We start from the raw sequence: 19,221 nt of genomic DNA, 5'->3' as shown, positions 1-19,221 counted from the left end.
TCGGGTTCGGGTGTGGTTGAATGCCACAGAGCAGCATTCACTACAGTGAAACCGGAATCAATATGTCTGAGCCGAAATCAGGGGCAGCCCCGAGAGCCAGCGGCGCTCGCCGCTACTCCTCCACCCTGCGAACGGAACAGGCCGCCGAGACCCGGCGACGGGTCATCTCCGCCGCGTCGGAGCTGTTCGCCCGGCAGGGGTATGCCGGAACGACCATGGCGCAGATCGCCCAGGCTGCGCAGGTCTCCCCCGAGACGGTGCAACTGCACGGTCCGAAGGCCGCCCTGCTGCAGGCGTGCGTCGAAGTCGCCTCGCTCGGGGCGGAGGGCACGACCAACCTGCTCGACACCGACTTCGGCGCCGGCTACCGCGACGCCGAGAGCCTGGAGGACTTCGCGCGCCACGCGGCGCGGGTCTCGCGCGGCCTCAACGAACGGATCGGCGGCGTCTGGCGGGCGCTGCGGGTCGCCGCGGCGACGGATGCGCAGCTCGCCGAGCGCTGGCGGCAGATGATGGACTCGATCCAGGGATCACTGCGCTCGACGCTCGCCATCGCCGCGGAGCGCGGGTGGCTGCGCGATGACGTCGGTGAGGACGAGCTCGTCGCATCCGTCGCCGTCGCGATCGACGCGGAGTCCCACCGGCTGCTCGTCGAGGCCTTCGGGTTCGGGCCCGAGCAGTACGAGGACTGGCTCGCGCGTCGCCTCTACGAGATCGTCACAGGACGACGCTGGAGCGACGTCGAGGAGACGGCCAGCACTGCGCGGACATGAGGAAGGGCCCGCCGGCGGCGGGCCCTTCCCATTCACTCCTCGTCGTCGAGTTCGCGCGGCTTGACGTACGGATCGGCCTCGCCGGCGTACTCGGCCGTCGAGGCCAGCACGCTCGTGGCCGAGTCGCGCTCGCGCGCCTCGCGCAGCAGCTCCTCGATGTGCTGGGCGTTCTCGGGGATCGCGTCCAGCTGGAACTCGAGGCTCGGGGTCAGGCGGGCGGTGATTCCCTTGCCGACCTCCGAGCGCAGCATGCCGGTGGCAGCGGTGAGGGCCGCGGCCGTGTCGGCGCGCTCCTCATCCGTTCCGTAGACCGTGTAGAACACGGTCGCGTGCTGCAGGTCGCCCGTCACCTGAACATCGGTGATGGTAACGAACCCCATGCGGGGATCGCGCACGCCGCGTTCGAGTCGCTTGGCGATGATGACCTTGATGCGATCGGCCAGCTTTCTGGCACGTGCGGGATCAGCCATGATGCACTCCTTTCACGATGAAGCGGAGCGGGGGCCCGGACCAGCGGTCCGAACCCCCGCGCGAGTGGATCAGACCCGCGGCTTCTCCTTGAGTTCGATCGTCTCGATCTCGTCGCCGATCTGGATGTCGTTGAACTTGCCGAGACCGATACCGGCCTCGAAGTCCGTACGCACCTCGGTGACGTCGTCCTTGAAGCGACGCAGCGACTCGATGGCGAGGTTGTCGCCGACGACCACGCCATCGCGGATGACGCGGGCCTTGGCGTTGCGCGTGATCGTTCCCGACCGCACGATGACACCCGCGATGTTGCCGAACTTGGAGGAACGGAACACCTCGCGGATCTCGGCCACGCCCGACTGCACCTCTTCGAACTCCGGCTTGAGCATGCCCTTGAGGGAGTCCTCGATCTCGTCGATCGCGTTGTAGATGACCGAGTAGAACCGCACGTCCACGCCCTCACGAGCGGCGCGCTCGCGAGCCTTCGTGTCGGGGCGCACGTTGAAGCCCACGATGATCGCGTTGTCGATCGTCGCGAGGTTCACGTCGGACTCCGTGATCGCACCCACACCGCGGTGGATGATGCGCAGCTGCACGCTGTCGTCGACCTCGATCTTGAGCAGCGACTCCTCGAGTGCCTCGACGGCACCGGAGACATCACCCTTGATGATGAGGTTGAGCGACTCGACCTTGCCCTCTTCGAGTGCGCGGGTGAAGTCCTCGAGGCTGATGCGCTTGCGGGCCTTGGCCAGCTGGGCGTTGCGCTCGGCGGCTTCACGCTTCTCGGCGATCTGACGAGCCGTACGGTCGTCATCGGTCACGAGGAAGGTGTCACCGGCGCGCGGCACGCTCGAGAGACCCTGCACCTGCACGGGACGTGCCGGGAAGGCCTCTTCGACGGCGTCGCCGTTCTCGTCGGCCATCGCGCGAACACGTCCGTAGGCCGTGCCGGCGACGATCGAGTCGCCGACGCGCAGCGTTCCGGACTGGATGAGCACGGTCGCGACGGCGCCGCGGCCCTTGTCGAGCTTGGCCTCGATGGCCACGCCGCGCGCATCCTTGTTGGGGTTGGCGCGCAGGTCGAGCCCGGCATCCGCGGTCAGGAGCACTGCGTCGAGCAGGTCCTGGATGCCGATGTTGTTGCGGGCCGAGACGTCGACGAACATGACGTCTCCGCCGTACTCCTCGGCCACCAGGCCGAACTCGGTCAACTGCTGACGCACCTTCTGCGGGTTGGCGTCTTCCTTGTCGATCTTGTTCACGGCCACGACGACCGGCACGCCTGCAGCCTGGGCGTGGTTCAGCGCCTCGATCGTCTGCGGCATGATGCCGTCATCGGCCGCGACCACGAGGATCGCGATGTCGGTGACCTGCGCACCACGGGCACGCATGGCGGTGAACGCCTCGTGGCCCGGGGTGTCGATGAACGTGATGGCCCGCTCGTGGCCCTCGTGCTCGGTCCACACCTGGTAGGCACCGATGTGCTGCGTGATGCCGCCGGCCTCGCCCGCGACGACGTTCGCGTTGCGGATGGCGTCGAGCAGTCGCGTCTTACCGTGGTCGACGTGGCCCATGACGGTGACGACCGGCGGACGGATCTCGAGGTCCTCGTCGCTCTCGTCGGCGAGTTCCTGCTCGAGGTCGATGTCGAAGCCCTCGAGGAGCTCCTTGTCCTCATCCTCGGGCGAGACGACCTGGATCTTGTAGCCCAGCTCCTCGCCGAGCACCTGGAAGGTGGCCTCGTCGAGCGACTCGGTCGCCGTGGCCATCTCACCGAGGTGGAACAGCACGGTCACGAGCGAACCGGGGTTCGCGTTGATCTTGTCGGCGAAGTCCGAGATCGAGGCGCCACGGCGCAGGCGGATGGACGTGGTGCCGTCGCCGCGGGGAACGCTCACGCCGCCGAGCGACGGGGCCTCCCGCATCTCGAACTCTTGCCGCTTCGTACGCTTCGACTTGCGCGCCTTGCTCTTGCCGCCACCACGACCGAAGGCACCGGCGGTACCGCCGCCGGGTCCGCGGCCACGACCGCCGCCGCCACCCGCGGGACGGGGGGCGCCGAAGCCACCGGCACCGGGGGCGCCACCGGCACCGCCGGGACGCTGCTGGAAACCGGGACGGGCTCCGCCTGCACCGGCACCACCGGGACGCTGGAAGCCGCCGGGACGCTGGCCGAAGCCGTTCGGGCGGTTGCCCTGACCGGGGCCACCCGGGCGGGGAGCGCCGGGACGGGGTGCCGCCGGACGCGGGATGTTGCCGGGAGAGGGCCGCTGGCCCATGCCCTGGGCGCTCGCGAACGGGTTGTTGCCCGGACGCGGGATGTTGGCGGGGCGCTGGCCCATGCCCTGGTTGGAGGCGAAGGGGTTGTTGCCGGGGCGCGGGGCGCCGGGCTTGGGGCCGCCGGGACGCGGGGCGCCCGAGGGGGCGACGGCATCCGTGGTCGTGGCGGAGGTGGCAGGGCCGTCGGACGGGGCGGCGGGCGCGGCCTCAGCCGTCGCGTTGCCTGCCTTGGCCTCGGCAGCGGCGGCCTTCGCCTCTGCAGCAGCCTTTGCCTCTGCAGCAGCCTTCAGCTCGGCCTCGGCCTGACGCTCGGCGACCGTACGCGGTGCCGAGGGCACCGGTGCGGGAGCGGAGGGTGCCGGGGCGGCGGAGGCGGGACGCGGTGCGGGGCTCGCCTTGGGAGCGGCGGCCTTGGCAGCGCTCTCCTGCTTGTGCGCCACTCCGGCGGACTCGAGGGCGGCCTTCAGACGGCGCGCCACGGGAGGGGCGACGCTCGAGGACGGCCCCTTGACGTACTCGCCCATCTCCTTGAGTTTGTCGAGGGCGATCTTGCTGTCTACTCCGAGCTCGCTGGCGATCTCGTGCACACGTGGATTTGCAGCCACAATTCTCCTGTTCCGGGCCTGCGCCCGGACAGGGGCAGACCGTTATTGGCGGACGGTACTCATTTCGAGCCGCTCATTACTGGTCCATTAGCCGTTCAGCCTGTTCTCTAGGTTGGTGACGTCCAGCTGGCCGCTGACCCGCAGGGCCCGCCCGAAGGCGCGCTTGCGGATGGCCAGTTGGAAGCACGAGGCACTCGGATGCAGCCACGCACCTCGACCGGGCAGAGTGGCGGTCTCATCGACCACCAGTTCTGATTCCCGGGCGATGACCCTCAGAAGTGAGGACCGGGGAGCGCGCGAACGGCATCCGATGCACGTTCTAACGGGTTCCATGTTACACCTCACCTGCTGAGGGTCGGCCGCACGCCCCACCCCTGCGCCATTGAGCCGGGAGAAGAAGGGCGAGACGTGCCGGCTCAGTCGTCCTCGAGGATCGAGTCGGGCTGGATGTCGATCTTGGCTCCCGTGAGCTTGGCGGCCAGGCGGGCGTTCTGCCCCTCCTTGCCGATGGCGAGCGAGAGCTGGTAGTCGGGCACCAGGGCGCGCACGGCCTTCAGGCTCGCGTCCACGACGTAGGCACTGGTCACCTTCGCCGGCGAGAGCGCGCTCGCGACGAAGGTCGGCAGGTCTTCGGAGTAGTCGACGATGTCGATCTTCTCGTTGTTCAGCTCAGCGGTGACGGCGCGCACCCGCTGGCCGAGTTCGCCGATGCAGGCGCCCTTCGCGTTCACTCCGGGCTCCGTGGCGCGCACGGCCATCTTGGTGCGGTGGCCGGCCTCGCGGGCGAGCGAGACGATCTCGACGACGCCGCTGGCGATCTCGGGAACCTCGAGGGCGAACAGCTTGCGCACGAGCGCGGGGTGCGTGCGGGAGACGGTGATCTGCGGACCCTTCAGGCCCTTGGCCACGCTCGTGACGTACACGCGGATGCGCGATCCGTGCGCGTAGTCCTCACCCGGAACCTGCTCCTCCGGCGGCAGGATCGCCTCGACCGAGCCGAGGTCGATGTGGATCATCCGCGGGTTGGGGCCCTGCTGGATGACACCGGCGACGATGTCGCCCTCGCGTCCTCGGAACTCCCCCAGCACGGCGTCGTCGGCGATGTCGCGCAGGCGCTGGTTGATGACCTGCTTGGCCGCGAAGGCGGCGATACGGCCGAAGTCGCTCGGGCTGTCCTCGGCCTCGCCGATGACATTGCCCTCCTCGTCGTGCTCGGGCACGTAGACGGTGACATGGCCGCTCTTGCGATCCAGCTCGACGCGGGCACCCTTGGGATCGATGTGCCCATGGGCGCTCGGATCGACGTGCTTGAGGTAGGCGGTGAGGATGGCCTGCTCGATGATGTGCACAAGTTCGTCGAACGGGATCTCTTTCTCCCGCTCCATCAGACGCAGTACGCCGAGGTCGATGTCCATCTCCGGCCTCCTCTATTCAGATCTCGTATTCAGGTGTGCGCCCGCATGCGCGGGCGATCTTCTAGATTAGCCGATGCTCCGGGCCTACGTCATCCGCTGCGGCATGGGCCGGCGCCGGCCGGCGCTGTCCCGCGCGCTAGCCCAGAGCCTCGACGACCTCGCTGAGGGCGACGGGGGTGCGCACGCCGGTCGCCCGATCCCAGACCTCGACGAGCCCCTCACTGACACCGCGTCCGGCGATGACGATCTTCGGCACGCCGATGAGCTCTGCGTCACCGAACTTCACGCCGGGCGAGACCTTCGGGCGGTCGTCGTAGAGCACGCTGCGCCCGCTGGCCTCCAGCGCCGCGACGACGTTCTCGGCGGCGGAGTACACCGCTTCGTCCTTGCCCGTTGCGACCACGTGCACGTCGAAGGGCGCGACGGCCGCCGGCCAGAGAAGGCCCTTGTCGTCGTTGTGCAGCTCGGCGATGATCGCGAGGATGCGGGTGACGCCGATGCCGTAGGAGCCCATCGTGACCGTGACGAGCTTGCCGTTCTCATCGAGCACCTTCAGGCCCAGCACATCGGCGTACTTGCGGCCGAGCTGGAAGACGTGGCCGATCTCCATTCCCCGGGCGAGTTCGACCGGGCCGGAGCCGTCGGGAGCGGGGTCGCCTGCGCGCACTTCCGCGGCCTCGACGGTTCCGTCCGAGAAGAAGTCCCGACCGGCTACGAGGCCGAACACGTGCTTCTCGTTCATGTTCGCGCCCGTGATCCACTCGGTACCCGCGACCACGCGCGGGTCGAGCAGGTAGCGGATGCCGGTGGCGGCATCCTCGCCGAGGATGGCGCCCTCGGGCGACCATGGCCCGATGTAGCCCTTGACGAGGAGCGGGTTGGCATCGAAGTCCGCCTCGGTGGCCGGTTCGACCTCGGCCGGCGCGAAGGCGACCTCGACGCGCTTCAGGTCGATGTCGCGGTCTCCGGGAAGGCCGATGACGACGATCTCGCGGCTGCCGTCGAGGTGGGTGAGCGCGAGCACGACGTTCTTCAGCGTGTCGGCCGCGGTCCACTCGCGTCCGTCGGCGCGAGGGTACTCGCGGTTGGCCAGGTCGACGAGCGTCGCGATCGTGGGCGTGTTCGGCGAATCGAGGATGCGCGCTTCGGGAAGCCCCTCGATGGCCAGCGCCTCGGGAACGGCCGTCACGTAGGCCTCGACGTTCGCCGCGTAGCCGCCGGCTGAGCGCACGAAGGTGTCTTCGCCGACCGGCGTCGGGTGCAGGAATTCCTCGCTGCGCGATCCGCCCATGGCGCCCGCGTCGGCCTGCACGATGACGTACTCGAGCCCGAGCCGGGTGAAGATGCGCTCGTACGCGGCGCGTTGCGCCTCGTAGGAGGCGTCGAGACCCGCATCCGTGTAGTCGAAGGAGTAGGCGTCCTTCATGGTGAACTCGCGTCCGCGCAGCAGCCCGGCGCGCGGCCGGGCCTCGTCGCGGTACTTGTCCTGGATCTGGAAGATGCTCAGCGGCAGGTCCTTGTACGAGGAGTAGAGGTCTTTCACGAGCAGCGTGAAGACCTCCTCGTGCGTGGGGGCCAGCAGGTAGTCGGCACCCTTGCGGTCCTGCAGCCGGAAGATGCCGTCGCCGTACTCGGTCCAGCGGTTGGTCGCCTCGTAGGGCTCGCGCGGCAGAAGCGCCGGGAAGTGCACCTCGTGGGCGCCGGCCGCCTCCATCTCCTCGCGGATGATGCGCTCGATGTTGGCCTTCACGCGCAGGCCCAGCGGCAGCCACGCGAAGATCCCCGGGGCCTGCCGGCGGATGTAGCCTGCCCGCACGAGCAGGCGATGGCTGGTCACCTCGGCGTCGGAAGGGTCCTCGCGGAGGGTACGGAGGAAGTAGTTCGAGAGGCGTGTGGGCACCCGAACAGTTTATGGGGGTGGATGCGTGGGGCTCAGACGCCCTCGACATCCTCCTCGTCCTCGTCGGCGAAGGTGTCGATCTCGTCGAGCCCACGCTCGGCGTCATCGGTGCCCTCATGGAGGGTGCCGGTGCCGTCGGGGTAGCCCGCCGCGTCGGGGTATTCGATTCCACTCGTGTCGGTCATGCCGCGCCTCCCATCGTGGACGCTGGAGCCGTCCAGGCTCCAGCGTCACACGTGAGGTCGACGACGGCAACCACCTCAGTCGGCGAGGATGAGGTAGAGCGCACGACGGGCCTCGTCGAGCTTCTCGGCGGCGGCCGCGCGCTGAGCGTCGGTGGCTCCGTGCCGGAACTGCCCGATCACGCTCATGAGCCGGCCCGCACTCTGGAAGAGCTCCGTCGTGGACTCGCTCGGTCGGGGCACGGAGGTCCAGGCGTCCGAGAGCTCCTCCTCGTGCTCACTGACGTAGGCACGGCCCGCCTCCGTGAGCTCGAATTCCGTTCCGCGGCCCTCGCCACGCGAGCTGATGAGCTCCTCGTCGACGAGCTGCTGCAGCGTCGGGTAGACCGAGCCGGGGCTCGGGCGCCAGGAGCCCTCGGTCTTCTCGGCGATGGCCTTCATGAGGCCGTAGCCGTTGGTGGGGCCGTTCTCGGCGAGGAGGGAGAGCAACGCGGCGCGCACGTCGCCCTTCGGGCGTCGGCGACCGCCTGGGCCGCCCCATCCGCCGCCTGCGCCGCCCCAGCGACCGGGGCCGAACGCCCCGAAGTCCGGTGCGCCACGGAAGTCGCGGCCGTCGTGGTGAAGGCGGGCCTCGAGGAAGGCGCGGCGCCGATCGTGTGTGAAGTGTTCGCTGTGCATGGTGCACATCCTTTCTGCGTCCGGCTGGTGCCGAACCTGATCATCGCAGAAGTTCTGCGATAGGTTAACGATATATCGATACAACGGTCAAAGCAAGAGATCCATTCCCGCCGGATACCGCCTCACCGGTTCCCTGCGAGGCGGTGCGCGACGATAATTGCCGGATGGACGGCTTCCGGCTGCGCGACGCCGCGCGCTCGGTGCGAGCGCGCATCGTCGTGTCGATCCTCCTCGTGACCGCGATCGGCATGGCCGTCGCGGGAGCCGTCACGATCTTCGTGCAGCGGGAGAGGGTGCTCGCGCAGGTCGACGTGCGCCTCACCCAGACCGCGGACAACATCCGGGAGGCGGCCGCCACGGCGCCATCCGGCGGCGCCGGCCCCATGACCGTGCGGGAGCTCCTGGCCGCCGCGATGTCGCGCGTCGTGCCCGATCACAACGAGAGCACCGTGGGCATCGTCGACGGCCGGGCGGCCCTCGTACCCGCTTCCGACGTCGCGTTCCGCCTGGACCGCGACGACGCCTTCATCGACGGCGTCATCGCGAATGCCGATCCGCGCCGGGTCGTCATCGGCACCACGGATGCCGCACCGGGCACACTGCGCTACGTGATCGTTCCCGTCTCGGTCGACGGCGTCGACCAGACGGGCCTGTACGTCTCGGCCTACAACGTCAGCGCGGAACTCGAAGAGGTGCGCGACGCCTTCACGACCTATGCCGTGGTGGTCGTGCTCGCCCTCTTCATCATCGGCCTGGTCGGCTGGGTGGTCTCGGGGCGGCTGCTCGCGCCCATCCGTTCGCTGCGCGAGACCGCTGCGCGCATCTCGGGCTCCGATCTCTCCGAGCGCATCCCGGTCGACGGCACCGATGACGTCTCCGACCTCACTCGCACCGTGAACGGCATGCTCGACCGGCTCGAGCACAGCTTCGTCAGCCAGCGCCGCCTGCTCGACGACGTCAGCCACGAACTGAAGACGCCGCTCACGATCGTGCGCGGGCACCTCGAACTCATGGACGCGAACGCACCGGATGACGTACGGGTGACCCGTGAGATCGCCATCAACGAACTGGACCGCATGGACACCCTGGTCGTCGACATCGGCCTGCTGGTCAAGAGCGGCAACCCCGACTTCGTACGGCCCGGCGAGGCCGATATCGCCATATTGACCGAGATGGTGCATCAGAAGGCCGCGATGCTCTCGGGTGCGCACGCCTGGCTGCTCGGCGAGACCGCCGAGATGCACGCCGTCGTCGACGCGTCGCGGCTGACGCAGGCCTGGCTCCAGCTCGCCGACAACGCCGCCAAGTACGCGCCCACCTTCACCGCCATCGAGATCGGGAGCACCCTCGTCACGGATGCCTCGGGCCGGCCCTGCCTGGACCTGTGGGTACTCGACGAGGGCGACGGCATACCGCTCGAGGCGCAGGAGCGCATCTTCGAGCGGTTCGCGAGAGTCCAGGAGGGTCGCGGCATCGAAGGATCGGGGCTCGGCCTCTCGATCGTGCGGGCGATCGCCGAGGCGCACGGGGGCACCGTCGCGCTCAACAGCACCCTCGGAGTCGGTTCCCGCTTCGCGATCCGGCTCGATGTCGCGGCCGTCCAGGCCCGGTTCACCGACGCGGGCATCGCCGATGGCGCCGGCCCCGAAGCGCTCCTCATCGCCGAATCCCAGCGCGCGGGGCGGAGCGCATGAGCCGCATCCTCGTCGCCGAGGACGAGCAGCGCATCGCGTCGTTCATCGAGAAGGGCCTCGTAGGTGCCGGTTACGAGGTGCAGTGCGTCGCCGACGGTCGCGACGCGCTCGCGGCCGTGCGCGCCGGGGGCGTCGACCTGCTCGTGCTCGACATCGGCCTTCCGGGCATGGACGGTTTCGAGGTGCTGCGTCGGTTGCGCAGTGACGGCGACGGCGTGGCCGTGGTCATACTGACCGCCCGCGACTCGGCAGCCGACACCGTCGCCGGCCTCGAGGGCGGCGCCAACGACTACATGCCCAAGCCCTTCCGCTTCGACGAGTTGCTCGCCCGCGTGCGCGCCCGGCTGCGCGACACCGGATCGGATGCGACGACGGTGCTCACGTCGGGCTCCCTGCAGCTGGACCTGCGGTCGAGACGCATCCGTGCGGACGGACCGCCCGTCGAGCTCTCGGCGCGCGAGTTCGCGCTCGCACAGGCGTTCCTGCGCCACCCCGGCAAGGTGCTGAGCCGCGAGCAGCTGCTCGAACAGGTGTGGGGCTACGACTTCGACCCGGGCACCAACGTCGTCGACGTCTACGTGCGCTACCTGCGCAACAAGATCGGCGCCCAGCACGTTGAGACCGTGCGCGGAGAGGGCTACCGCATCCTGCCGTGAGCCGGGCGCTCAGTCTCCGTCGTCGTCGCCCCAGCCTCCGCCATGGTCGCCGTCCCAGCCGCCACCGCCCCAGCCGTGCCCGTTCCAGCCGCCGCCGCCCCAACCGTGGCCGCCGCCAGGACCGCCACCGTGCTGGTCCCACCAGTCGTTCCCCTGCTGGCCGTCGCCGGGACCCTCGCCCGGATCACCCGGGCCGGGGTCACCGGGCTCCGGGTCGCCGCCTCCGGGGTCCGCGGGCGGTGCCGGCGGATCGGCGGGCGGTGCCGGCGGGTCGGCGGGCGCGGGAGCCGGGGCGGGTGCCGGGGCCGCAGGGGGCGCGGGCGCCGGAGCCGGAGCCGGAGCCGGAGCGGGTGCGGCGGCGCCGTCGCCCGACGTGCCGGAGTCCGCAGCGGCGCCGTCGACGGCATCCGTCGAAGGCGTGGAAGTCCCGTCGACGGGCACAGGCTCCGCCACGACCGGCTGAACCTGGGGGGTTTGTTCAGCCGAGGGGGATGGCGCTGGCACCGCCGACGGGACGGCTTCGGGGGTCGGACGCGACGCCTGGACGCCCTCTTCGGCCGTGATCCGGGGTGCCGACTCGTCGACCTGGAAGGCCTTCTGCAGCACGACCGCGCCGGCCGAGACACCGCCGATGGCGAGCACGGCGGCAGCCGCCCCGGCCGCAAGACCAGCGGTGCGAATCATCAGGCCACCTCACCCATGCGTCAAGACTGACGACGTGCGGCGCGAGTCGGCAACCCCGGTGAGAGCTTTCTCATGTGGCGGACCGCTCTCCCATCGAAAAGCGCGACGGCCGGGCGGCCCCTGCGTCAGACCACGGAGACGACGGGAGAACCGAGTGCGGTCTCGCCCGTCTCGGCCGCGATGCGGTTCGCCTCGGCGATGAGCGTCGCGACGATCTCCGACTCCGGAACGGTCTTGATGACCTGGCCCTTCACGAAGATCTGGCCCTTTCCGTTCCCGGATGCCACGCCGAGGTCGGCCTCACGGGCCTCGCCGGGTCCGTTGACGACGCAGCCCATCACGGCGACGCGCAAGGGTACGCTCATGCCCTCGAGCCCGTCGGTCACGTCGTTGGCGAGCTTGTAGACATCCACCTGGGCGCGGCCGCAGCTCGGGCACGAGACGATCTCGAGCTTGCGCTCGCGCAGGTTGAGGGACTGCAGGATCTGCAGGCCCACCTTGACCTCCTCGGCGGGAGGCGCGCTCAGCGAGACGCGGATGGTGTCGCCGATGCCCTCGCCGAGCAGAATGCCGAAGGCCGTCGCGCTCTTGATGGTGCCCTGGAATGCCGGGCCGGCCTCGGTCACTCCGAGGTGCAACGGCCAGTCGCCGCGCTCGGCGAGCAGGCGGTAGGCCTTGACCATGATGACGGGGTCGTTGTGCTTGACCGAGATCTTGAAGTCGTGGAAGTCGTGCTCCTCGAACAGGCTCGCCTCCCAGACGGCACTCTCGACGAGTGCCTCGGGAGTCGCCTTGCCGTACTTCTGCATGAGGCTGGGCTCGAGGGAGCCGGCGTTGACGCCGATGCGGATGGAGACGCCGGCCGCCTTGGCCGCCGCGGCGATCTTGCCGACCTGGTCGTCGAACTTGCGGATGTTGCCGGGGTTCACGCGCACCGCGGCGCAGCCGGCGTCGATGGCCGCGTAGACGTAGTTCGGCTGGAAGTGGATGTCGGCGATGACCGGGATCTGGCTCTTCTTCGCGATGATCGGAAGGGCCTCGGCGTCGTCGCGGCTGGGCACGGCCACCCGCACGATGTCGCATCCGGTCGCCGTCAGCTCGGCGATCTGCTGGAGCGTCGCGTTGATGTTGGTCGTGGGGGTGGTCGTCATCGACTGCACGCTCACGGGGGCGTCACCGCCGACGAGCACCTTGCCCACCTTGATCTGGCGCGACTTGCGGCGCGGGGCCAGGGTTTCGGGAATTTTCGGCATTCCAAGATTCACAGCGGGCACGGCTCTAGCTTACGACCGGGGCCGCTGAGAACCGGCTGGCGGTCGGTGAATGCGCGGCGTTCAGAGCGCGACGAGCAACTGAGACTGGGTCGCCGCGCTCACCTCGTCGACCGAGACGCCGGGGGCCAACTCGACGAGCTCGAGGCCGGCATCCGTCACGTCGATGACGGCGAGGTCGGTGATGATGCGATCCACGACACCCCTGCCGGTCAGCGGCAGCGTGCAGGCGTCCACGATCTTCGGCGAGCCGTCGCGCGCCACGTGCTCCATGAGCACGATCACGCGGCGAGCGCCGTGCACGAGATCCATCGCGCCGCCCGGTCCCTTGACCATCTTGCCCGGGATCATCCAATTGGCCAGGTCGCCTGCTGCCGACACCTGCATGGCACCGAGGATGGCCGCGTCGATCTTGCCGCCGCGGATCATCCCGAAACTCGTCGCAGAGTCGAAGAAGGCGGCGCCGGGCAGCACGGTCACCGTCTCCTTGCCCGCGTTGATCAGGTTGGGATCCACCGCGTCGTCGGTCGGATACGGACCGACGCCGAGGATGCCGTTCTCGCTCTGCAGCACCACGGTCACCCCATCGGGAACGTAGTTCGGCACGAGGGTCGGCAGGCCGATGCCCAGGTTGACGTAGGCGCCGTCGCGCAGCTCCGCGGCCGCCCGCGCCGCCATCTGCTCTCTCGTCAGGGCCATCTCAGGAGTCCTTCCGCACGGTGCGTCGTTCGATCCGCTTCTCCACGTCGGGACCGACCACGACGACGCGGTCGATGAAGACCCCGGGAAGGTGGACGTCGTCGGGCTCGATGCCCCCTGCCTCGACGAGCTCCTCGACCTCGGCGATCGCCACAGTGCCCGCCATCGCGGCGAGCGGCGAGAAATTGCGGGCGGACTTGTCGAACACGAGGTTCCCGTGGCGATCCGCCCGCTTGGCGTGAACGAGCGCGAAGTCGGTCGTGATGGCCTCCTCGAGCACGAACTCCCGCTCGCGCCCGCGCACGGCGAAGGACTGCACCTGCTTGGCCGACGACGCCAGCGCGACTCCGCCGTTGCCGTCGTAGCGCTGCGGCAGCCCTCCGTCCGCCACCTGCGTGCCGACGCCGGTCTGGGTGAAGAAGCCCGCGATGCCGCTGCCGCCCGCGCGCAGCTTCTCGGCGAGCGTGCCCTGCGGCGTGAGCTCGAGTTCCAGCTCTCCAGAGAGGTACTGCCGCTCGAACTCCTTGTTCTCCCCCACGTACGACGACGTCATCTTGCGGATGCGGTGCGCCGCGAGCAGCACGCCGAGGCCCCAGTCGTCGACGCCGCAGTTGTTGCTCACGATCGCGAGATCGTCGACGCCGCTCTGCAGGAGCGCGTCGATCAACACCATCGGGATGCCGCACAGGCCGAACCCGCCGACGGCGATGCTCGCCCCTCTCGGGATGTCGGCGACGGCCTCCGTTGCACTGTCGAAGACCTTGTCGAGGCTCATCGCGCGCTCCATCCGCCGTCGATCGTGTAACTGGCTCCCGTGACCATGCCGGAGTGCTCACCGACGAGCCAGAGGGCCAGGCTCGCGACCTCCTCGGGCTCGACGAGGCGCTTGATGGCCGGTTCCGTGAGCATGATCTTCTCGAGCACCTCCTCCTCCGGGATGCCGTGCACTCGCGCCTGGTCGGCGACCTGCTTCTCGACGAGCGGGGTGCGCACGTACGACGGGTCGATGCAGTTGCTCGTCACGCCGCGGGCCGCCCCCTCCAGCGCGGTCACCTTCGAGAGCCCCTCGAGGCCGTGCTTGGCCGACACGTAGGCGGCCTTGTATGGCGAGGCGCGCAGCCCGTGCACGCTCGAGAGGTTGATGATGCGGCCCCACCCGCGTTCGTACATGCCCGGGAGGGCGGCCCGGATGAGCAGGAACGGCGCCTCGAGCATGATGCGCAGGATGAGCGAGAAACGCTCGGGATCGAACTGGTCGATCGGAGTGACCTGCTGGATGCCGGCGTTGTTGACGAGGATGTCGCAGTCCAGGCTCAGCTCCCGCAGGGCGGCGACGTCGGAGAGGTCGACCTCCCACGACTCGGCGTCGAGGTCGGCGGCGATGCGCGCCGCGGCGTCGCCGTTGACGTCGGCGATGACGACGGATGCCCCTGCCGTGGCGAACGCCTGGGCGCAGGCGCGTCCGATGCCGCTGGCTCCCCCGGTGATGAGCGCCCTGCGCCCCGTCAGATCGGTCATGAACCGCTCTCCTCCCTGCCGGGAGCCCGGGACGGCATCCTTCTGGGACTGCCGCGCCCACCGTCTCCCTCGACGGAATCGACCGTAGTGGATGCACCCGGATGTGCACACCCCGCTGCCTAGACTGGAAGAACGCCATGCGCGCAGCGACGAAGGAGTCACCGATCCATGAACGCCACCGAGGTCGTCATCCTCTCCGGTTCCCGCACCCCGCAGGGACGCGTGAACGGCCAACTGGCCGCCCTGTCTGCGGTTGAATTGGGCACTCTCGCCATCCGCGACGCGATCGAGAAGTCGGGGGTCGACGTCGACGACATCGACGCCGTGCTCATGGGCCAGGTTCTGCAGGCCGGAGCGGGCCAGAACCCGGCGAAGCAGAGCGCCGTCGCAGCAGGCATCCCGTGGCGAGTGCCCGCGATGACGCTCAACAAGGTCTGCCTGTCGGGCCTGGCCGCCGTCGTGGACGCCGCCAGGATGATCCGGCTCGGCGAGGCGCAGGTCGTGGTCGCCGGCGGCCAGGAATCGATGACGAATGCGCCGCACCTTCTTCCCGGCTCGCGTCGGGGCTGGGCGTACGGCAGCGTGACCATGCTCGACTCCGCCGCCTACGACGGGCTGACGGATGCCTTCGACGGCGTCTCGATGGGCGAATCGACGGAGGGCCACAACGCCGGCCTCGGCATCGGGCGCACCGAACAGGACGAGATCGCCGCGGCCTCGCACCAGCGGGCCGGCCGAGCCCAGGCCGATGGCACCTTCGACGCCGAGATCGTGCCCGTGCCGGTGCCGCAGCGGAAGGGCGAGCCGGTTCTCGTCGAGACCGACGAGGGCGTGCGGCCGGACTCGAGCGTCGAGACCCTCGCTGGGCTGCGACCGGCGTTCTCGAAGGAGGGCACCATCACGGCGGGCAACTCATCGCCGCTCTCCGACGGCGCCAGCGCGCTCGTGATCGCCAGCCGGGAGTACGCCGAGGCGAACGGACTGAGCTGGCTCGCCGTGGTCGAGTCGTCGGGCCACGTCGCCGGACCGGACAACGCGCTGCACTCCCAGCCCTCCAACGCGATCGCCGCCGCCCTGAAACGGCAGGGCTGGAAGGCATCCGACCTCGATCTCGTGGAGATCAACGAGGCGTTCGCCGCCGTCGCGGTGCAGTCCATCCGCGACCTCGGGCTGGATGCCGCGATCGTGAACCCGCAGGGCGGCGCCATCGCTCTCGGGCATCCGATCGGCGCATCGGGCGCGCGGCTGGCCCTGCACGCCGCGCACGAGCTGGCCCGGCGCGGCTCCGGCAGGGCGGCCGTGGCACTGTGCGGAGGCGGCGGCCAGGGTGACGCGTTGCTGCTGCGACGCTGAGGGCGCTCAGCCGAACAGGTTGATCGGCTTGACGATGTCGGCGTAGATGAGCAACGCGCTCATGGCACCGAGCACGATGACGACCACGAAGGTCAGCGGCATGAGCTTGGCGATGTCGACGGGGCCGGGATCGCGTCGTCCGCGCAGCTTCGCGAACCACCGACGGATGCCTTCCCAGAGCGCTCCCGCGATGTGCCCGCCGTCGAGGGGCAGCAACGGGATGAGGTTGAAGACGAACAGCGCGACGTTGAGCGAGGCGACCAACCCGATGATGCTCGCGACCTTCGACGCGACCGGGGCGTCGATGGCCGCGATCTCACCGGCGACCCGCCCCACTCCGACCACGCTGATCGGGCCGTTCGGGTCGCGCGGCCCGGAACCGAACGCCGCATTGGCGACGTCGACCATGCGCTGCGGCAGGTTGAGGATCATGCCGCCGACGGCGGTGATGTTCTGGCCGACGGCGGGCAGGACGGCCGTTGCGGGCTGCGGCACCAGCTCGCTCGCCGGCCCGATGCCGACGAAGCCCACCTTCTCGGTCTTCGCCGAGCCGTCGGCGTTCGTGACGGCCTTGCCCGCGGCGTCGTAGACCGGGCGCTCGGTGAGCAGCGGGGTGATCTGCAGGCTCACCTTCTCGCCGTCGCGCTCGACGACCACGTCGAGCGTCTGGCCCGCTGAGGAGCGGATCTCGCGCGTGGAGGAATCCCAGCTGGTGACCGGCTTGCCGTCGATCGAGACGAGCCGGTCGCCCGGTCGCAGGCCCGCTTCCGCGCCGGGAGCGGCGGGGTCCGCATCGTCGCACGCCGTGCGGGTGCTCGTGGCGGGCAGCACGCACGCCGAGACGCTGCCGACGGTGGTCGATGCCTGGGCGGTGCCGAAGCCCATCAGCAGCACTCCGAAGAGCACGACCGCGATGACGAGGTTCATGAAGGGGCCGCCGAACATCACGATGATGCGCTTCCACACGGGCAGCAGGTAGAACGCCCGATGCTCGTCACCGGCGGTGATCGTCTCCGCGCTCGCCGCGCGCGCATCCTCCGCCATGCGGCCGAAGTAGCCGGGCTTGCCCGCCTCGCGCGCGTCGATGCCGTCGTCGAGTCGTTCCGTCAGCGGACCACTGTCGGTGCGACCCTCCTGCACCATCGTGCTGAAGAAGCCGGTGCCCCCGGTCGTGACGGCCTCGCCCTTCTTGGGCGGGAACATGCCGACCATCGAGATGTAGCCGCCGAGCGGAATGGCCTTGAACCCGTATTCCGTCTCGCCCTTGCGGCGGGAGAACAGTGTGGGTCCGAAGCCGATCATGTACTGCGTCACCTTGACGCCGAACAGCTTGGCCGGCAGCAGGTGGCCCATCTCGTGCAGGGCGATCGAGATCGCGAGCCCCAACGCGAGGGCGAGCACGCCGATGATGAAGGGCAGGACGGATTCCACGGCCTCAGGTTAGTGCGACCAGCTTGGAATGTACTGGTGACCGCCTGTCAGCAGGCTCTCACGCGGCGATGATGCCGTCGGCCTGCTCGCGTGCCCAGCGCTCCGCCTCCGCAAGCGACTCGCGGGTGAGTCCGCCCGAGGCCGGCGTGTGCGCATCCACCACCCGCCGCACCGTGTCGACGATGTCGAGGAAGCCGATGCGCCCCTCGTGGAAGGCATGCACGGCCTGTTCGTTGGCGGCGTTGAACACCGCCGGGTAGCTCGAGCCGGCTCTGCCGACGTGCTTGGCGAGCGCGACGGCCGGGAATGCGTCCTCGTCGAGCGGCTCGAAGCTCCAGGTGTGCGAACGGGCCCAGTCAAGGGGCACCCCCACCCCGGCGACCCGGTGCGGCCAGTCCAGCCCGAGGGAGATCGGCAGTCGCATGTCGGGAGGGGAGGCCTGCAGAATGCTCGACCCATCGACGAACTCCACCATCGAGTGCACGACCGACTGCGGATGCACCGTGACGTCGATGTCGTCGTAGCCGATGTCGAACAGGAGGTGCGCCTCGATGACCTCGAGCCCCTTGTTGACGAGCGTCGCGGAGTTGGTCGTGACGACGAGTCCCATGTCCCACGTCGGGTGGGCGAGCGCCTCCGCGGGCGTGACGTGCTGCAACTCGGCGCGCGAGCGGCCGCGGAAAGGGCCGCCGGATGCCGTGAGCACCAACCGGCGCACCTCGGCGTGGGTGCCGGCCGACAGCGCCTGCGCGATCGCCGAGTGCTCGGAGTCCACGGGCACGATCTGCCCGGGTGCCGCGAGTGCGGTAACGAGTTCGCCGCCGACGATGAGCGACTCCTTGTTGGCCAGCGCGAGGGTGCGACCGACCTCCAGAGCAGCGAGGGTCGGCCCCAGCCCGATGGAGCCCGTGATGCCGTTGACGACGACGTCGGCCTCGATGTCGCGCACGAGCTGCTCCGCCTCCTGCGCACCGAGTGCGGTGTGCTCGACGTCGAAGGCGCGTGCCTGCTCCTCGAGCACGGCGCGATTGCTGCCGGCGCCGAGGCCCACCACCTCGAATCGATCGCGGTGGGCGGCGATCACGTCGAGGGCCTGGGTTCCGATGGAGCCGGTGGAGCCGAGGATGATGACTCTGCGCACCTGCTCACCATAGTTGAGTGAGTCCTCGTGGCTCAGCAGTCGGCCGCAGAGAGGACTCGTCTGGTGATCACGGCGGTGCCCGGAAAATGCTGGTGAAACGGGAAAAAGAATGTGTCCTAAGCCTTGCGGTTATCGAACACGTGTTCTAAACTGGGGGTATGGCGGCGCTCCTGGAAGACCTCAAGTACCTTGGGGACTTCGATGATGAGGACTGGTCGCCGACCGAGCGCGGCCATCTCGAGGACTGCCTGGAGATGGTGCGGGATGCCGAGGTCGCCGCGGCGCGGGCTTCTGCGGGGGTGTATGCGATGATCGCCGCCGTCCTGGATGCGGCCCGGCGCTCACCGGAGATTTACGTGGGTTCCGTGCAGGTGTCCACCCGGATGTTCTCCGAACTGTTGGAACGGTGCGTGGCGAAGGATCTGGCGTTGCGGCTCTCGATGGCCGAGAACACCGTGCGCGGGATGATGTGC

Annotated in this window: 19 protein-coding genes; 5 read left to right on the top strand and 14 right to left on the bottom strand. The window is 69.4% G+C overall.

The window, feature by feature from the left end:
• Nucleotides 1-62 precede the first annotated feature (62 nt).
• Entirely contained in the window at nt 63-773 is a 711-nt protein-coding gene (locus tag WDJ51_RS01015; protein ID WP_337850557.1) for a TetR/AcrR family transcriptional regulator, read from the top strand.
• A 32-nt stretch (nt 774-805) separates the two neighbouring features.
• Here WDJ51_RS01015 and rbfA read toward each other — a convergent pair whose 3' ends face one another.
• The 7 genes from rbfA to WDJ51_RS00980 form a co-directional block, all read right to left on the bottom strand.
• Nucleotides 806-1,243: a 30S ribosome-binding factor RbfA gene (gene rbfA, locus WDJ51_RS01010; RefSeq protein WP_337850556.1), complete on the bottom strand. Its 438-nt coding sequence runs from the start codon at nt 1,241-1,243 to the stop codon at nt 806-808.
• Between the two features lie 69 nt (nt 1,244-1,312).
• Nucleotides 1,313-4,108, bottom strand: coding sequence for a translation initiation factor IF-2 (gene infB, locus WDJ51_RS01005; protein ID WP_337850686.1), 2,796 nt, complete (start codon nt 4,106-4,108; stop codon nt 1,313-1,315).
• 105 nt (nt 4,109-4,213) lie between these two features.
• The gene (locus WDJ51_RS01000; protein ID WP_337850555.1) at nt 4,214-4,459 is read right to left on the bottom strand and encodes a YlxR family protein; all 246 of its coding nucleotides are present in this window, start codon (nt 4,457-4,459) and stop codon (nt 4,214-4,216) included.
• A gap of 83 nt (nt 4,460-4,542) precedes the next feature.
• A complete protein-coding gene (nusA, locus tag WDJ51_RS00995; protein WP_337850554.1) occupies nt 4,543-5,541 on the bottom strand; it encodes a transcription termination factor NusA in 999 nt (332 codons plus the stop codon).
• A 136-nt stretch (nt 5,542-5,677) separates the two neighbouring features.
• Nucleotides 5,678-7,441, bottom strand: a complete 1,764-nt coding sequence (locus tag WDJ51_RS00990) for a proline--tRNA ligase (protein WP_337850553.1) — start codon at nt 7,439-7,441, stop codon at nt 5,678-5,680.
• 32 nt (nt 7,442-7,473) lie between these two features.
• Nucleotides 7,474-7,626, bottom strand: coding sequence for a hypothetical protein (locus WDJ51_RS00985; protein ID WP_337850552.1), 153 nt, complete (start codon nt 7,624-7,626; stop codon nt 7,474-7,476).
• Between the two features lie 75 nt (nt 7,627-7,701).
• Nucleotides 7,702-8,301 carry a PadR family transcriptional regulator gene (locus WDJ51_RS00980; RefSeq protein WP_337850551.1) on the bottom strand — a complete coding sequence of 200 codons (600 nt, stop codon included), beginning with the start codon at nt 8,299-8,301 and terminating at the stop codon, nt 7,702-7,704.
• A gap of 164 nt (nt 8,302-8,465) precedes the next feature.
• Here WDJ51_RS00980 and WDJ51_RS00975 point away from each other — a divergent pair, with 164 nt between their 5' ends.
• Together WDJ51_RS00975 and WDJ51_RS00970 are read left to right on the top strand one after the other, a co-directional pair.
• Nucleotides 8,466-9,995, top strand: a complete 1,530-nt coding sequence (locus WDJ51_RS00975; protein WP_337850550.1) for a sensor histidine kinase — start codon at nt 8,466-8,468, stop codon at nt 9,993-9,995.
• Complete coding sequence (locus WDJ51_RS00970) at nt 9,992-10,651, top strand: response regulator transcription factor (RefSeq protein WP_337850549.1); 660 nt, start codon at nt 9,992-9,994, stop codon at nt 10,649-10,651. Before WDJ51_RS00975 ends, WDJ51_RS00970 begins: the two co-directional genes overlap by 4 nt.
• Nucleotides 10,652-10,660: 9 nt before the next feature.
• Here the strand turns inward: WDJ51_RS00970 and WDJ51_RS00965 are convergent, their stop codons facing one another.
• From WDJ51_RS00965 to WDJ51_RS00945, 5 genes are all read right to left on the bottom strand, one after another.
• Nucleotides 10,661-11,335, bottom strand: a complete 675-nt coding sequence (locus WDJ51_RS00965) for a hypothetical protein (RefSeq protein ID WP_337850548.1) — start codon at nt 11,333-11,335, stop codon at nt 10,661-10,663.
• A gap of 125 nt (nt 11,336-11,460) precedes the next feature.
• Nucleotides 11,461-12,609, bottom strand: a complete 1,149-nt coding sequence (gene ispG, locus WDJ51_RS00960; protein WP_337850547.1) for a flavodoxin-dependent (E)-4-hydroxy-3-methylbut-2-enyl-diphosphate synthase — start codon at nt 12,607-12,609, stop codon at nt 11,461-11,463.
• Between the two features lie 60 nt (nt 12,610-12,669).
• On the bottom strand, nt 12,670-13,305 hold the full coding sequence (locus WDJ51_RS00955; RefSeq protein WP_337850546.1) for a CoA transferase subunit B: 636 nt from the start codon (nt 13,303-13,305) through the stop codon (nt 12,670-12,672).
• 1 nt (nt 13,306) lies between these two features.
• The gene (locus tag WDJ51_RS00950) at nt 13,307-14,080 is read right to left on the bottom strand and encodes a CoA transferase subunit A (RefSeq protein WP_337850545.1); all 774 of its coding nucleotides are present in this window, start codon (nt 14,078-14,080) and stop codon (nt 13,307-13,309) included.
• On the bottom strand, nt 14,077-14,823 hold the full coding sequence (locus WDJ51_RS00945; RefSeq protein WP_337850544.1) for a 3-hydroxybutyrate dehydrogenase: 747 nt from the start codon (nt 14,821-14,823) through the stop codon (nt 14,077-14,079). The genes WDJ51_RS00950 and WDJ51_RS00945 overlap by 4 nt, the downstream gene beginning before the upstream one ends.
• Nucleotides 14,824-14,991: 168 nt before the next feature.
• Here WDJ51_RS00945 and WDJ51_RS00940 point away from each other — a divergent pair, with 168 nt between their 5' ends.
• Nucleotides 14,992-16,176, top strand: coding sequence for an acetyl-CoA C-acetyltransferase (locus WDJ51_RS00940; RefSeq protein WP_337850543.1), 1,185 nt, complete (start codon nt 14,992-14,994; stop codon nt 16,174-16,176).
• Nucleotides 16,177-16,182: 6 nt separating this feature from the next.
• On the opposite strand, the gene WDJ51_RS00935 is transcribed toward WDJ51_RS00940, so the two are convergent.
• Nucleotides 16,183-17,607: a M50 family metallopeptidase gene (locus WDJ51_RS00935; RefSeq protein WP_337850542.1), complete on the bottom strand. Its 1,425-nt coding sequence runs from the start codon at nt 17,605-17,607 to the stop codon at nt 16,183-16,185.
• A 58-nt stretch (nt 17,608-17,665) separates the two neighbouring features.
• Complete coding sequence (locus WDJ51_RS00930; protein ID WP_337850541.1) at nt 17,666-18,748, bottom strand: 1-deoxy-D-xylulose-5-phosphate reductoisomerase; 1,083 nt, start codon at nt 18,746-18,748, stop codon at nt 17,666-17,668.
• Between the two features lie 158 nt (nt 18,749-18,906).
• On the opposite strand from WDJ51_RS00930, the gene WDJ51_RS00925 reads away from it, so the two are divergent.
• Nucleotides 18,907-19,221 (top strand): hypothetical protein (locus WDJ51_RS00925; RefSeq protein WP_337850540.1); only part of this gene is annotated, 315 nt, incomplete at its 3' end.

The sequence above is a fragment of the Rathayibacter sp. YIM 133350 genome (assembly GCF_037404875.1).
Lineage (GTDB): Bacteria > Actinomycetota > Actinomycetes > Actinomycetales > Microbacteriaceae > Orlajensenia.
Note: the sequence above shows the minus strand (reverse complement) of the source record. Positions and strands in the feature narration are given on the sequence as shown.

Excerpts from the sequence above, each read along its gene's own strand:
- WDJ51_RS01015 (WP_337850557.1), top strand. The coding sequence starts at position 63 with ATGTCTGAGCCGAAATCAGGGGCAGCCCCGAGAGCCAGCGGCGCTCGC.
- rbfA (WP_337850556.1), bottom strand. The coding sequence starts at position 1,243 with ATGGCTGATCCCGCACGTGCCAGAAAGCTGGCCGATCGCATCAAGGTC.
- WDJ51_RS01000 (WP_337850555.1), bottom strand. The coding sequence starts at position 4,459 with ATGGAACCCGTTAGAACGTGCATCGGATGCCGTTCGCGCGCTCCCCGG.
- nusA (WP_337850554.1), bottom strand. The coding sequence starts at position 5,541 with ATGGACATCGACCTCGGCGTACTGCGTCTGATGGAGCGGGAGAAAGAG.
- WDJ51_RS00985 (WP_337850552.1), bottom strand. The coding sequence starts at position 7,626 with ATGACCGACACGAGTGGAATCGAATACCCCGACGCGGCGGGCTACCCC.
- WDJ51_RS00980 (WP_337850551.1), bottom strand. The coding sequence starts at position 8,301 with ATGCACAGCGAACACTTCACACACGATCGGCGCCGCGCCTTCCTCGAG.
- WDJ51_RS00975 (WP_337850550.1), top strand. The coding sequence starts at position 8,466 with ATGGACGGCTTCCGGCTGCGCGACGCCGCGCGCTCGGTGCGAGCGCGC.
- WDJ51_RS00970 (WP_337850549.1), top strand. The coding sequence starts at position 9,992 with ATGAGCCGCATCCTCGTCGCCGAGGACGAGCAGCGCATCGCGTCGTTC.
- WDJ51_RS00965 (WP_337850548.1), bottom strand. The coding sequence starts at position 11,335 with ATGATTCGCACCGCTGGTCTTGCGGCCGGGGCGGCTGCCGCCGTGCTC.
- WDJ51_RS00955 (WP_337850546.1), bottom strand. The coding sequence starts at position 13,305 with ATGGCCCTGACGAGAGAGCAGATGGCGGCGCGGGCGGCCGCGGAGCTG.
- WDJ51_RS00950 (WP_337850545.1), bottom strand. The coding sequence starts at position 14,080 with ATGAGCCTCGACAAGGTCTTCGACAGTGCAACGGAGGCCGTCGCCGAC.
- WDJ51_RS00945 (WP_337850544.1), bottom strand. The coding sequence starts at position 14,823 with ATGACCGATCTGACGGGGCGCAGGGCGCTCATCACCGGGGGAGCCAGC.
- WDJ51_RS00940 (WP_337850543.1), top strand. The coding sequence starts at position 14,992 with ATGAACGCCACCGAGGTCGTCATCCTCTCCGGTTCCCGCACCCCGCAG.